A 13,021-nucleotide genomic window follows, 5' to 3' on the forward strand; every position below is an offset into this window, starting at 1 on the left:
CCCCAGCGCGCCACTGCCGGCGAACAGGTCCAGCACCCGGGCACCGGGCAGCTTGGGCATCAGCCAGTTGAACAGGGTCTCGCGCACGCGGTCACTGGTCGGACGCAGCCCCGGCAGGTCCGGCACCTGCAGCCGGGTATTGCGCCAGCGCCCACCGACGATACGCACCTGTCCGCCACCAGCTGGACCGGCCGCCTTGCTGCGGCCGTTCATGTGCCCACCACCGGAAGGAACAGGCGAGAAATCAAGGACATTGGCGGCACGGACCTTCGAGCGGAAAACAGGACGGGAATGATAGACCAAGCACCTGCCGGGCCACCCAAGCCTTGAAATCGGTTCAATCACCCTTACCCGTGGAGTCAGCCGCCGCGATCCCCACGCGGCATGTCAGCCATGGAGCACGACCGACCGATGAACGCAGAAACCCAAAAGGAAACCCTGGGCTTCCAGACCGAGGTGAAGCAGCTGCTGCACCTGATGATCCATTCGCTGTACTCGAACAAGGAAATCTTCCTGCGCGAGCTGGTGTCCAATGCCGCCGACGCCGCCGACAAGCTGCGCTTCGAAGCGCTGACCCGGCCCGAGCTGCTGGAAGGCGGCGCGCCACTGCGCATCCGCATCGAGGCCGACCCGGCCGCGCGCACCCTGACCATCGACGACAACGGCATCGGCCTGAGCCGCGAGGAAGCCATCGCGCACCTGGGCACCATCGCCAAGTCCGGTACCGCCGATTTCCTGAAGAACCTGTCCGGCGACCAGAAGAAGGACTCCAACCTGATCGGCCAGTTCGGCGTGGGCTTCTATTCGGCCTTCATCGTCGCCGACCAGGTCGACGTTTACAGTCGCCGCGCCGGTCTGCCGGCCAGCGAGGGCGTGCACTGGTCCTCCAGGGGCGAAGGTGAGTTCGAGATCGCCACCATCGACAAGCCCGAGCGCGGCACCCGCATCGTGCTGCACCTGAAGGAAGGCGAGGACAGCTACACCGACGGCTGGCAGCTGCGCAGCCTGATCAAGAAGTACTCCGACCATATCGGCCTGCCGATCGAGCTGCAGAAAGAGCACCACGCGAGGAAGCCGACAAGCCGGCCACGCCGGAATGGGAGACCGTCAACCGCGCCAATGCACTGTGGACCCGCGCCAAGTCCGAGATCAGCGACGCGGAATACCAGGAGTTCTACAAGCACATCGCCCACGATCCGACCAACCCGCTGGCCTGGAGCCACAACAAGGTCGAGGGCAAGCTGGAATACACCTCGCTGCTGTACACCCCCGGTCGCGCCCCGTTCGACCTGTACCACCGTGACGCGCCCAAGGGCCTGAAGCTCTATGTGCAGCGCGTTTTCATCATGGACCAGGCCGAGCAGTTCCTGCCGCTGTACCTGCGTTTCATCAAGGGCGTGGTCGACTCCAACGACCTGCCGCTGAACGTGTCCCGCGAAATCCTGCAGTCCGGCCCGGTGATCGACTCGATGAAGTCGGCCCTGACCAAGCGTTCGCTGGACATGCTGGAGAAGCTGGCCAAGGACAAGCCGGAGGACTATGCCGGCTTCTGGAAGAACTTCGGCCAGGTGCTGAAGGAAGGTCCGGCCGAGGATTACGGCAACCGCGAGAAGATCGCCGGCCTGTTGCGCTTCGCCTCCACCCATGACGGCAGCGGCGAGCAGAGTGTGGCCCTGGCCGACTATGTCGCCCGCATGATCGACGGCCAGGACAAGCTCTATTACCTGACCGGCGAAAGCTACCAGCAGGTCAAGGACAGCCCGCACCTGGAGGTGTTCCGCAAGAAGGGCATCGAAGTGCTGCTGATGACCGACCGCATCGACGAGTGGCTGATGGGCTACCTCAACGAGTTCGACGGAAAGTCCTTTGTCGACATCGCCCGCGGCGACCTGGACCTGGGCAAGCTGGAAACCGAAGAGGACAAGAAGGCGCAGGAGGAAGTCGCCAAGACCAAGGAGGCCCTGGTCACGCGCCTGAAGACCGCGCTGGGCGAGGACGTGGCCGAAGTGCGCGTCTCCCACCGCCTGACCGATTCGCCGGCGATCCTGGCCATCGGCGAGCAGGATCTGGGGCTGCAGATGCGCCAGATCCTGGAAGCCAGCGGCCAGAAGGTACCGGAGTCCAAGCCGGTGTTCGAGTTCAACCCGGCCCATCCGCTGATCGAGAAGCTCGACGCGGAAGCCGATATGGACCGCTTCAACGACTTGGCCCACGTGCTGTTCGACCAGGCCGCACTGGCCGCCGGCGACAGCCTGAAGGACCCGGCCGGCTACGTGCGCCGCCTCAACGAGCTGCTGCTGGAGCTATCGGCGTAACTTGCGCCCATGCAGCTCCCGCCCGGAGCCGGCCCTGTGCCGGCTCCGCGTTTATCCGCCACCGCCCCCCTGCGGGCCCCGGTGGTAGCATATGCCGCTGATTTCAGACCTTTTTCCCTCATGTTCAGCTTTTTCCGCCGCAAGAAGAACGACGACGCCCAACAGCCCGCCAAGCCGTCCACGCTGAGCGCGGAGGAGCTGGCCGCAGCGTTCCCGAAAGCACCCGCCGATGCCTCACCGCATATCGATGCCAGTGAAGCGTTTCCGGCGCCGGCGGCTGAATCCCCTGCCACGGCCGTGAGCGAGACGCCTGCTCCGGCCAGTGTGGTGGCCGAAACACAGCCTGCATCCGTCATCAGCGCAGCGACAGCTGCCGTACCGGCCGCTCCGCAAACGCCGGCCGCAGTGATCGAACCAATGCCCGCCGCGCAGGAAGAGGCGCCACCGGTAGCGGTTGCAGTGCCCGCAGTCGAAACCGCGGCGACCGACGATGCGCTTATTCCCGCCAGCGCCGCACCGGCCGCCGCCTCCGGCAAGCTCGGCTGGCGCGAACGGCTGCGCAACAGCACCCTCGCCCGCAGCTTCGGCGGCCTGTTCTCGCGCAATCCCAAACTCGACGACGACCTGCTCGACGAGATCGAGACCGCGCTGATCACCGCCGACGTCGGCGTGCCGGCCACCACCGCGCTGGTCGAAGACCTGCGCAAGCGCATGAAATCGCGCGAATTCGCCGACGCCAATGCATTGCTGGCCGCACTGCGCGCGGACCTGATCGCACTGCTGCAGCCAGTGGCCAAGCCGCTGGTCATCGACGCCAACGCCAAGCCGTTTGTGATCCTCACCGTCGGCGTCAACGGCGTCGGCAAGACCACCACCATCGGCAAGCTGGCCAAGCGTTTCAAGGATCAGGGCCACAGCCTGATGCTGGCCGCCGGCGACACCTTCCGCGCCGCCGCGGTGGCCCAGCTGCAGATCTGGGGCGAGCGCAACGGCGTGGCCGTGGTCGCCCAGGGCCAGAACGCCGATGCCGCCTCGGTCGCGTTCGACGCCCTGCAGGCCGGCAAGGCGCGTGGCACCAGCGTGTTGATCGCCGATACCGCCGGCCGCCTGCACACCCAGACCGGCCTGATGAACGAACTGAGCAAGATCCGCCGCGTGCTCGGCAAGATCGACGACACCGCTCCGCACGAAGTGCTGATGGTCATCGATGGCACCACCGGCCAGAACGCGCTGTCACAGCTGCGCCAGTTCCACGCCGCCGCCGGCGTCACCGGGCTGGTGGTGACCAAGCTGGACGGCACCGCCAAGGGCGGCGTGGTGTTCGCGCTGGCCCGCGAGTTCGGCATTCCGATCCGTTTTGCCGGTATCGGCGAGCGCCCGGAAGATCTGCGCGTGTTTGATCCGGAAGCCTTCGTCGACGCCTTGCTGCCCGAAGCGCTGGGCAGCAGCGGCAATTGATGCCGCACACGGACAACGCCGGCGCCGACAGCTTCGTTGCGCCGCTGCTGGCGTGGTTCGACCAGCACGGCCGCCACGATCTGCCGTGGCAGCACCCGCGTTCGCCATACCGGGTATGGCTGTCGGAGATCATGCTGCAGCAGACGCAGGTGGCCACGGTCACCCCCTACTTCCTGCGCTTTGTGCAGTCGTTCCCGACGCTGGCCGATCTGGCCGCCGCCGACAACGACATGGTGATGGCGCACTGGGCCGGGCTGGGCTACTACGCCCGCGCCCGCAACCTGCATGCCGCGGCAAAGCAATGCGTTGAACTGCACGGCGGTGAACTGCCCCGCGATTTCGAGGCCCTGCTCGCCCTGCCCGGCATCGGCCGCAGTACCGCAGGTGCGATCCTCAGCCAGGCCTGGAACGACCCGTTGCCGATCCTCGATGGCAACGTGAAGCGGGTGATGACCCGCTATCACGCATTGCCGGTTTTCCGGGCCTTCCCGCCATCGAAAAGCAGTTGTGGGCACTGGCTGCCGAACAGCTCACCCAGGTGCCCGCCGGCCGCATGGCCGACTACACCCAGGCGCAGATGGATTTCGGCGCCACGCTGTGCACCCGCGCCAAGCCGGCCTGCATCCTGTGCCCGCTGCAGACTTCATGCATTGCCCATGCGCAAGGACTGGTCGAGTCGCTGCCCACGCCCAAACCGAGCAAGACCCTGCCCGAACGCGAGGCCACCGCGTTGCTGCTGGAGGACGCGCAGGGTCGCATCCTGCTGCTCAAGCGCCCGCCGACCGGTATCTGGGCCTCGCTGTGGACCTTGCCCCAGGCCGAAACCGACAGCCAGATGCGGCAGTGGTTTGCCGACAACATTGCCGGTGACTATGACAACAGCAAGGAATTGCCGCCGATCGTGCATACCTTCAGCCACTACCGCCTGCACCTGCAGCCGCTGCACGTGCGCAAGGTCGCCCTCCACGCAAGGGTCGGCGACAATGACAGCCTGCGCTGGGTGGCAGCCAGTGAACTGCCCTCGCTGGGGCTGCCCGCACCGATCCGCAAACTGCTAGAGCGCCACCCGGCGCACTGATCCAACAGGAATACGCCATGTCCCGCTCCGTCTTCTGCCAGTACGAACAACGCGAAACCGAAGGTCTGGATTTCGTGCCCTATCCGGCGAGCTGGGGCAGCGCATCTTCACTGGCATCGGCAAGCAGGCCTGGGCATCGTGGCTGGCGCACCAGACCATGCTGATCAACGAGAACCGGCTCTCGCCGCGCGATCCGAAGCATCGCGCGTTTCTGGAAGAAGAACTGGTGAAGTACCTGTTCGCTGGTGGCGCGGAAAAGCCGGCCGGCTATGTGACGCCCGACACCCAGGGCTGAACCCGAGGCGCGGGCCACCTGCGGCCCGCGGTGCGATTACGGCTTGGCCGCTTCGCGCTCCTGCAACCTGGCTTCGCGCAACGCCTTCTCGGTCTGCCGCAGGCCCTTCACGTCCACTGGCCGGATGGTCTGGATCCGGCAGGGAATGCCCGGCCCACCCAAGCCAGCGCCAAGCACGATCACACTGTCGAACCGGGCAGATACCCGCCCCATCTGGTTGGTCACTGAAATGGCCGGCGCAAAATCCAGATCGATACATGGCCCCATCAGCTCCAGCAGATATGCCTCACTGGGGCGGGTCCACACCGCCAGTGCGCTGTCGCCCAGCTCGGTCCAGCCGTTGAGCGAGCCGAAATACTGGAAATCCTTTACCGGTTCGCCGGCATGGGCGCGATACAGCGCCAGCCGCTCATCGCTGGACAACTTGCCCGTGGTTGCACACCCAGCCAGTGCGGCGAGAGCAATCAAGGTAACCAGCAGCTTTCTCATGACATGACTCCTTGGACATAGGGTAACCACGGGCATGGCACCCGCATGGCGATCATCCGCCGTGCAAAGTTAAATCCGCAGCAATACCGGCGCGTAAGACCCGGGATCAGACCTGGCCGCGTTCCAGCTCGTGCAGGCGTCCTTGGCGCAGCTCCAGCACCCGGTCCAACTTGCGCGCCAGACCCCGGTCGTGGGTCACCAGCACCAGACTGGTGCGCTGGGCACGGTTCAACTCCAACATCAGCTCGAAAACGGTCGCGGCCGTCTTGTCATCCAGATTGCCGGTCGGCTCGTCTCCCAGCACGCAGGCCGGCTGGTTCACCAGTGCACGCGCCACCGCGGCACGCTGGCGCTCACCGCCAGACAGCTCGCCCGGCTTGTGCTCCAGGCGATGGCCAAGCCCGACCGATTCCAACAGGGCCGTAGCACGCTTGCCCGCCTCGGCCGCGTCGCTGCCGCCCAGCATCACCGGCATCATCACGTTCTCCAGCGCGGTGAACTCCGGCAGCAGATGGTGGAACTGGTAGACGAAGCCCAGCGAGCGGTTGCGCAGGCGCCCGCGCTCGGTATCGGACAACGTCGACATCTTCTGCCCGGTGACATAGACCTCGCCGGCGCTGGGAATATCCAGACCGCCCAGCAGGTGCAGCAGCGTGCTCTTGCCGGCACCGGAAGCGCCGACGATCGCCACGGTCTCGCCGGCGGCCACATCCAGGTCCAGGCCATCGAACACCGGCGTGTGCATCTTGCCTTCGGCGTAGGTCTTGCCCAGTCCCTCGGCGCGGATCACCGATTCCATGCGTGCATTCTCATTCATAGCGCAGCGCCTCCGCCGGCTGGGTGCGCGCCGCGCGCCAGGCCGGGTACAGCGTTGCCAGGAAGCTCATCATCAGCGCCACCAGGGTGATCACCACGATATCGCCGGTCTGCATATCCGTCGGCAGGCCGGTGATGTAATACACGTCCTCCGGCAGCAGCTTGATGTTGAAAGCGCTCTCGATCAGGCCGAGGATGCGCTCCAGATTCAGCGTCAGGGTGATGCCACCGATCACGCCGGCCAGCGTGCCGAAAAGCCCGATCAAGGTGCCCTGCACCATGAACACCTGCATCACCCCGCCCGGAGTCAGGCCCAGGGTGCGCAGGATCGCGATATCGGCCTGCTTGTCGGTGACCAGCATCACCTGCGAGGACACCAGGTTGAACGCCCCCATCGCGATGATCAGCGACAGCAGGATGCCCATCACCGTCTTCTCCATGCGCAACGAGTGGTAGAGGTTGGCGTTTTCCTGGGTCCAGTCGCTCACGCGGTAATAGCCGTTGAGATTGACTGCCAGATCGCGCGCCACCGTGTAGGCCTGGTCCATGTCATGCATCTTCAGGCGCACGCCGGTGGCCCCGTCCATGCGCAGCACCCGTTCCATGTCCTGCATGTTGGTGAAGGCCACGCCACGGTCGACCTCGTTGGAACCGGCCTCGAAGATCCCACTGACGGTGAAGCGCTTGACCCGCGGCATCGCCCCCATCGGCGTGCCCTGCACTTCGGCCAGGGTGGCGACCACGCTGTCACCGACGCCGACGCCGAGCCAGATCGCCAGCTCCTTCCCGAGCAGGATGTTGAACTCTCCGGGCTTGAGGCTGTCCAGCGATCCCTTGACCATCTTCTCGCCGATCACCGACACCTTCGGCTCCTGTGCCGGGTCGATGCCCTGCACGATGGCACCCTGTACGCGCGGGCCGGCCAGCATGGCCTGGATCTCGATATACGGCGCGGCACCGGCCACGCGTGGATCCTTCATCGCCAAATCCACCGCATGTTGCCAGTTGGACATCGCCTCGCCATCGGCACTGACGGTGGCATGGGCGGACATCTGCAGCAGGCGGTCGCGGATCTCCTTCTGGAAACCGCTCATCACCGCCAGTGTGGTGATCAGCACCATGACCCCGAGTGCGATACCCAGGATCGATGCCATCGAGATGAAGGAGATGAAACCGTTGCGGCGCTTGGCACGCAGGTAACGCAATCCGATTGCGACAGGTAAGGGTTTGAACATGCGTGTGTGCCCGTGAACTGCCGCTATGGTGCCACCGTCGGCGCGTCGCGGGAAACGGCATGGGTACGAACGGCCAGTCGCAGTTCACGTCGCTGCCCGGAATCCAACGTGTCGGGCCAGAACAGACAGCTGCTGCGGCGGCGGCCCTGCCTGAAGCGCAGCAGCGTCAGCGGCCCGCGCTCGAGCAACTCCACGGCGGTGACCGGCGCGCCGTCCACCAGCACCGGCGATGGCGCGATAGGAACCAGCAGCTGACGCGGCGGGCGCCGCAACTCGCGGCGACAGCTCCACACGCAGACGGCCAATACGCACAACGCCGCGGGCGCCGCATACAGGCGCGGCAACGCGCAGTCCATCAAGGCGATGGCCGCGCCGAGGCCCAGCGCCATCATCACCAGCGCCAGCCAGCGCGATGGCCGCCACTCACACCGGCAAGGCGCGGATCTTGTCGAGCAGTTGTGCCAGTTGCGCATCGGGGCAAGCCTCGTAGCCCATGGACCAGCGCCACAACTTATCGTCTTCGGTCTCCAACAGCTGTAGGAAAACCGCGCGCTCTGCTGCCGGCGCCTGCACCCAGCAGCGGTCCAGATAGCGACCGAACAGCTGGTCCAGCTCGCGCATGCCGCGTCGGCAGCGCCAGCGCAGCTTCTTCAGCTCGATTTCTTCTTCCGGGCTCATCATCCACCTGTCCTGCAAGCCGTGGCCAGTCCACGGCAGAAACGAAGACGGCACCAGACCCAAAGGCCGGTGCCGCCAAAGTCGCCAGGCACGGATGCCTGGCGGAAAACCGCTGGATCAGGCTCGGCGCGCCATCATCAGCTTCTTGATCTCGGCAATGGCCAAGGCCGGGTTCAAGCCCTTCGGGCAGGTCCGTGCGCAGTTCATGATCGTGTGGCAGCGGTACAGCTTGAACGGATCTTCCAGGTCGTCCAGACGCGCACCGGTGTCCTCGTCACGCGAGTCGATGATCCAGCGGTAAGCCTGCAGCAGGATCGCCGGGCCCAGGTAACGCTCGCCGTTCCACCAGTAGCTCGGGCAGCTGGTCGAGCAGCACGCGCACAGGATGCACTCGTACAGGCCGTCGAGCTTCTTGCGGTCCTCCGGCGACTGCAGGCGCTCACGGTCCGGCGGCGCCGGGGTCTGGGTACGGATCCACGGCTTGATCGAGGCGTACTGCGCATAGAAGTGGGTCAGATCCGGAACCAGATCCTTGACCACGTCCATGTGCGGCAGCGGGTAGATCGGCACCTCGGCCTTGCCGCAATCGGCAATGGCGCGGGTACAGGCCAGCGTGTTGGTGCCGTCGATGTTCATCGCGCACGAACCGCAGATGCCTTCGCGGCAGGAGCGGCGGAAGGTCAGGGTCGGATCAATCTCGTTCTTGATCTTGATCAGCGCGTCCAGAACCATCGGGCCGCACGCATCGAGATCGATCTCGTAGGTGTCGGTCCGCGGATTCTGGTCGTCGTCCGGACTCCAGCGGTAGATCTTGAAGGTCCGCGTGTTCTTCGCACCGCTCTTGGCGGGGAAGTGCTTGCCCTTGGTCAGCCGGGAGTTCTTCGGGAGTGCAAATTCAGCCATTTTCGTAGTTCCCCGGATCAGTAGACGCGCGGCTTCGGCGGCACCACGGACACGTCATCGCTGAGCGTGTACATGTGCACCGGACGGTAGTCGAAGCTGCACTTGCCCTTTTCGTCGACGGTGACCAGCGTGTGCTTCTGCCAGTTGACGTCGTCGCGGTCCGGGAAGTCCTCGTGCGCGTGGGCACCGCGGCTTTCCTTGCGCTGTTCGGCCGAGTTGATGGTGGCCACAGCGTTGAGCAGCAGGTTGTTGAGCTCGTAGGTTTCGATCAGATCCGAGTTCCAGACCAGCGAGCGGTCGGAAACCTTGACGTCCTGGAACGAATCGAACACCTGCGCCATCTTCTGGCAGCCTTCTTCCAGCGTCTTGCTGGTGCGGAACACGGCCGCGTCAGCCTGCATCGTGCGCTGCATGTTGTCGCGGATCACCGCCGTCGGCGTATCGCCATTGGCGTGGCGCAGCTTGTCCAGCAGACCCAGCGCCTTGTCGCAGGCATCGGACGGCAGGGTCTTGTGCGAGGCACCCGGCTTGATCGTCTCGGCGCAGCGGTTGGCAACGGCACGGCCGAACACCACCAGATCCAGCAGCGAGTTGGAGCCCAGACGGTTGGCACCATGCACCGAAACGCATGCGGCTTCACCGATGGCGTACAGGCCCGGCACGACCGCATCGGGGTTGTCGCCGACCTTGCGCACCACTTCACCGTGGTAGTTGGTCGGGATGCCACCCATGTTGTAGTGCACGGTGGGGATCACCGGGATCGGCTGTTTGTGCACGTCGACGCCGGCGAAGATGCGGGCGCTTTCGGCGATACCCGGCAGCTTCTCGTCGATCACGCCCGGGCCCAGGTGGGTCAGGTCGAGCAGGATGTGATCCTTGTGCTCGCCGACGCCGCGGCCCTCGCGGATTTCGATGGTCATCGAACGCGACACCACGTCACGCGATGCCAGATCCTTGTAATGCGGCGCGTAGCGCTCCATGAAGCGCTCGCCACTGCTGTTGCGCAGGATGCCACCCTCGCCTCGCACACCTTCGGTGATCAGGCAGCCGGCGCCATAGATGCCGGTCGGGTGGAACTGCACGAACTCCATGTCCTGCAGGGGCAGGCCGGCACGGGCCACCAGGCCACCGCCGTCACCGGTACAGGTGTGCGCCGAGGTGGCGCTGAAGTAGGCACGGCCGTAGCCGCCGGTAGCCAGCACCACGCCCTGCGAACGGAACAGGTGCAGGGTGCCTTCGGCCATGTCCAGCGCCAGCACGCCGCGGCAGACGCCTTCCTCGTCCATGATCAGGTCGAGCGCGAAGTACTCGATCATGAACTGCGCGTTGTGCGCCAGCGACTGCTGGTACAGGGTGTGCAGGATCGCGTGGCCGGTACGGTCGGCCGCGGCGCAGGTGCGCTGCGCGGACGGGCCCTCACCATACTTGGTGGTCATGCCACCGAACGGACGCTGGTAGATCTTGCCGTCTTCGGTACGCGAGAACGGCACACCGTAGTGTTCCAGCTCGATGATCGCCGGAATGGCCTCGCGGCACATGTACTCGATGGCGTCCTGGTCACCGAGCCAATCCGACCCCTTGATGGTGTCGTAGAAGTGGTAACGCCAGTCGTCCTCGCCCATGTTGGCCAGTGCGGCGGAGATGCCGCCCTGCGCCGCCACGGTGTGCGAGCGGGTCGGGAAGACCTTGGTGATGCAGACGGTCTGCAGGCCCTTCTGGGCCAGACCGAAGGTCGCGCGCAGGCCGGCGCCACCGGCGCCGACGACCACCATGTCGACCTTGTGTTCAGTGATGTTGTAAGCGGACATGTATCAGTTCCCAAGCGCAACGCGGGCAACCGCGAAGATGCTGACGATCGCGCCGATCACGGCAACGAACTTCACCGTGGTCTGCAGGGCCAGGGCCAGCAGCGAATTGTGGATGTAATCCTCCAGCACGACCTGCAGACCGAGCTGCGCGTGCCAGAACATGGCCACCAGGAAGCCGACCAGCAGCATGGCATTCCACGGCTTGGCCACGGCAGCCACGGCGGTGACATAGTCGGCGTTCATCAGGCTCAGCACGAAGCACAGGAACCACAGGGTCAAGGCGACCAGTGCGGTTGCGGTCAGGCGCTGGTGGATGAAGTGCTCGGTGCCGGACTTGGCGCTGCCAAGGCCGCGGGCATTCTTGAGCGGGGTGCGGTACTTGCTCATGCGGCAGCTCCCATGCAGGCGTAGGCCCAGATCAGCGCGGTGATGACCAGCGATGCGATCACCGACACCCAGCTGCTGCGGATGAAGGTCGGCTTGGCGTAGCCGATGGCGAAGTCCTGCACGATGTGCCGGATGCCATTGCACAGGTGTAGGCAAAGCACCAGGTCCAACCGAACAGGATCACCTTGCCGTACCAGGCGCCGGCATGGGAGGTGAAGCAGCTCCAGGACTCAGGGCCCATCATCAGGGCGAGCAAACCGCCTGCGATGATCAGGGCGCCGACAGCCAGAATGATGCCGGTAGCTCGATGCAGGATCGAGGTGGCCATCTGGATCTGCCAGCGATACACCTGCAGGTGCGGAGAAAGGGGGCGGGGTCTGTTCGCCATTCGCTGACTCGTATCTCGGCTGGGCGGCGGAATGCCGCGTTGGCTGTACGCTGCTCAGAAATCGATGCAGCGCCCGTTTTTCTCCCAATCCCCGTATCGCACCGGATCAAGTCCGCCGCGACCACCGATTTCCTGCGGCACCGCATCAGCCTCGGGAAGCGGCTGCTTTTCCGGTGCCTGCGGGGCTTCAGTTTCGGTCTCGGGAGTGGGGGTTGTTTGGCCTATCATTGTCGGTCTCGCAACGCACAAATTTTAGTCCCCAGTCACGTGTCTGACAACCTCGCCCCTGTTTTCAACGGTTTCCGCATGCTCGCCCAGCCGCAGGTATTGCGTCTTGCCGGCCCCGATGCGGTCCCCTTCGCCCAAGCCCAATTCGCCAATGACGTGGTCGCGCTCGATGACGGCCATTGGCAATGGAACGCCTGGCTGACGGCCAAAGGCCGCGTGGTTGCTGCGTTTCAGCTGTTGCGCGTGGATGCCCAGCAGTTGTTACTGGTCTGTCATGACGGCGGTGCGGAAGCCATGGCCGAGCAACTGCGCCGCTTCGTCTTCCGCCGCAAAGTCACCCTGACGACGGAAGCCACCCCCTGCGTGAGCGGCGCCTTCCAAGCACCGGCCCAGGCCACCGGTGCGCAGATCGCGCAGCTTGAAGGCGGTGTCCTGGAGCTGGATGTGGGTACGCCGCAGCTGCCCCGGAGCCTGCGCCTTGGCGCAGCCAGCGGCGCTCAGCAGGCCAGTGCGACAGAAGAGCTGGCCTGGCGCCAGTCCGACCTGCGCCTAGGCCTGCCGCGTCTGATCGACACGCAGCGCGAGCAATGGACCCCGCAGCAACTCGGGCTGGACCGGCTCAATGCCTACAGCGTCAGGAAGGGCTGTTACCCGGGACAGGAAATCGTGGCGCGCACCCACTTCCTGGGCAAGGCCAAGCGCTCGCTTGCGCTGCTGCACACCGCTGCCACCCCCTCGCCCGGCGACAGCGTGAGCGCGGAGGATGCCAGCGTCGGCACCGTGGCCAGCTGTGCCGGCGCACTGGCATTGGCGGTATTGCCACTGGAGCTGCCGCCAGCCGCACTACGGATCAATGGTGAGGACGCCGCGCGGCTGGAGCTGCTGGACGGTCTGGCCCGCTGATCACCCCGGCACCCATTCCAGCCGCTGGCCAGTACCGGCA

Annotated in this window: 12 protein-coding genes and 3 pseudogenes; 5 read left to right on the plus strand and 10 right to left on the minus strand. The window is 65.3% G+C overall.

From position 1 onward, the window contains the following. Window positions 1-213: RsmD family RNA methyltransferase (locus JCM9942_RS04440; RefSeq protein ID WP_172675044.1), on the minus strand; the 213-nt coding region annotated here is incomplete at its 3' end. A 198-nt stretch (window positions 214-411) separates the two neighbouring features. On the opposite strand from JCM9942_RS04440, the pseudogene htpG reads away from it, so the two are divergent. The 4 genes and pseudogenes from htpG (at window position 412) to JCM9942_RS04460 (ending at window position 5,146) form a co-directional block, all read left to right on the plus strand. Further along, window positions 412-2,315: pseudogene (htpG, locus tag JCM9942_RS04445) on the plus strand (molecular chaperone HtpG). Window positions 2,316-2,435: 120 nt separating this feature from the next. Continuing rightward, entirely contained in the window at window positions 2,436-3,773 is a 1,338-nt protein-coding gene (ftsY, locus tag JCM9942_RS04450) for a signal recognition particle-docking protein FtsY (protein ID WP_054657930.1), read from the plus strand. Then, a pseudogene (gene mutY / locus JCM9942_RS04455) lies at window positions 3,773-4,851 on the plus strand (A/G-specific adenine glycosylase). Before ftsY ends, mutY begins: the two are co-directional and overlap by 1 nt. Window positions 4,852-4,885: 34 nt before the next feature. Next, window positions 4,886-5,146: an oxidative damage protection protein gene (locus JCM9942_RS04460; protein ID WP_256202299.1), complete on the plus strand. Its 261-nt coding sequence runs from the start codon at window positions 4,886-4,888 to the stop codon at window positions 5,144-5,146. A 36-nt stretch (window positions 5,147-5,182) separates the two neighbouring features. On the opposite strand, the gene JCM9942_RS04465 is transcribed toward JCM9942_RS04460, so the two are convergent. The 9 genes and pseudogenes from JCM9942_RS04465 to sdhC form a co-directional block, all read right to left on the minus strand. Continuing rightward, window positions 5,183-5,635, minus strand: a complete 453-nt coding sequence (locus JCM9942_RS04465) for a DUF6491 family protein (protein WP_054657932.1) — start codon at window positions 5,633-5,635, stop codon at window positions 5,183-5,185. 106 nt (window positions 5,636-5,741) lie between these two features. Beyond that, the gene (gene lolD / locus JCM9942_RS04470) at window positions 5,742-6,452 is read right to left on the minus strand and encodes a lipoprotein-releasing ABC transporter ATP-binding protein LolD (RefSeq protein WP_054657934.1); all 711 of its coding nucleotides are present in this window, start codon (window positions 6,450-6,452) and stop codon (window positions 5,742-5,744) included. Beyond that, entirely contained in the window at window positions 6,445-7,686 is a 1,242-nt protein-coding gene (locus JCM9942_RS04475) for a lipoprotein-releasing ABC transporter permease subunit (protein ID WP_054657936.1), read from the minus strand. The genes lolD and JCM9942_RS04475 overlap by 8 nt, the downstream gene beginning before the upstream one ends. Before the next feature lie 23 nt (window positions 7,687-7,709). Beyond that, a complete protein-coding gene (locus JCM9942_RS04480; protein WP_157722765.1) occupies window positions 7,710-8,075 on the minus strand; it encodes a hypothetical protein in 366 nt (121 codons plus the stop codon). Between the two features lie 34 nt (window positions 8,076-8,109). Then, window positions 8,110-8,364, minus strand: coding sequence for an FAD assembly factor SdhE (locus JCM9942_RS04485; protein WP_054657948.1), 255 nt, complete (start codon window positions 8,362-8,364; stop codon window positions 8,110-8,112). A 117-nt stretch (window positions 8,365-8,481) separates the two neighbouring features. Further along, window positions 8,482-9,267 (minus strand): succinate dehydrogenase iron-sulfur subunit, encoded by a 786-nt coding sequence (locus JCM9942_RS04490; RefSeq protein WP_054657940.1) that lies wholly within the window; start codon window positions 9,265-9,267, stop codon window positions 8,482-8,484. A 17-nt stretch (window positions 9,268-9,284) separates the two neighbouring features. Next, the gene (sdhA, locus tag JCM9942_RS04495; protein WP_054657942.1) at window positions 9,285-11,075 is read right to left on the minus strand and encodes a succinate dehydrogenase flavoprotein subunit; all 1,791 of its coding nucleotides are present in this window, start codon (window positions 11,073-11,075) and stop codon (window positions 9,285-9,287) included. 3 nt (window positions 11,076-11,078) lie between these two features. After that, a complete protein-coding gene (sdhD, locus tag JCM9942_RS04500; protein ID WP_054657944.1) occupies window positions 11,079-11,462 on the minus strand; it encodes a succinate dehydrogenase, hydrophobic membrane anchor protein in 384 nt (127 codons plus the stop codon). Continuing rightward, window positions 11,459-11,850, minus strand: a pseudogene (sdhC, locus tag JCM9942_RS04505) (succinate dehydrogenase, cytochrome b556 subunit). Before sdhC ends, sdhD begins: the two are co-directional and overlap by 4 nt. Before the next feature lie 267 nt (window positions 11,851-12,117). Between sdhC and ygfZ the strand changes: the two are divergent. After that, entirely contained in the window at window positions 12,118-12,981 is an 864-nt protein-coding gene (gene ygfZ, locus JCM9942_RS04510; RefSeq protein ID WP_054657946.1) for a CAF17-like 4Fe-4S cluster assembly/insertion protein YgfZ, read from the plus strand. Window positions 12,982-13,021 lie beyond the last annotated feature (40 nt).

The organism is Stenotrophomonas pictorum JCM 9942 (assembly GCF_001310775.1).
GTDB classification, from domain to species: Bacteria; Pseudomonadota; Gammaproteobacteria; order Xanthomonadales; family Xanthomonadaceae; genus Stenotrophomonas; species Stenotrophomonas pictorum.

Excerpts from the sequence above, each read along its gene's own strand:
- sdhA (WP_054657942.1), bottom strand. The coding sequence starts at position 11,075 with ATGTCCGCTTACAACATCACTGAACACAAGGTCGACATGGTGGTCGTC.
- sdhD (WP_054657944.1), bottom strand. The coding sequence starts at position 11,462 with ATGAGCAAGTACCGCACCCCGCTCAAGAATGCCCGCGGCCTTGGCAGC.
- JCM9942_RS04475 (WP_054657936.1), bottom strand. The coding sequence starts at position 7,686 with ATGTTCAAACCCTTACCTGTCGCAATCGGATTGCGTTACCTGCGTGCC.
- ftsY (WP_054657930.1), top strand. The coding sequence starts at position 2,436 with ATGTTCAGCTTTTTCCGCCGCAAGAAGAACGACGACGCCCAACAGCCC.
- JCM9942_RS04485 (WP_054657948.1), bottom strand. The coding sequence starts at position 8,364 with ATGAGCCCGGAAGAAGAAATCGAGCTGAAGAAGCTGCGCTGGCGCTGC.
- JCM9942_RS04465 (WP_054657932.1), bottom strand. The coding sequence starts at position 5,635 with ATGAGAAAGCTGCTGGTTACCTTGATTGCTCTCGCCGCACTGGCTGGG.
- JCM9942_RS04490 (WP_054657940.1), bottom strand. The coding sequence starts at position 9,267 with ATGGCTGAATTTGCACTCCCGAAGAACTCCCGGCTGACCAAGGGCAAG.
- JCM9942_RS04480 (WP_157722765.1), bottom strand. The coding sequence starts at position 8,075 with ATGGCGCTGGGCCTCGGCGCGGCCATCGCCTTGATGGACTGCGCGTTG.
- lolD (WP_054657934.1), bottom strand. The coding sequence starts at position 6,452 with ATGAATGAGAATGCACGCATGGAATCGGTGATCCGCGCCGAGGGACTG.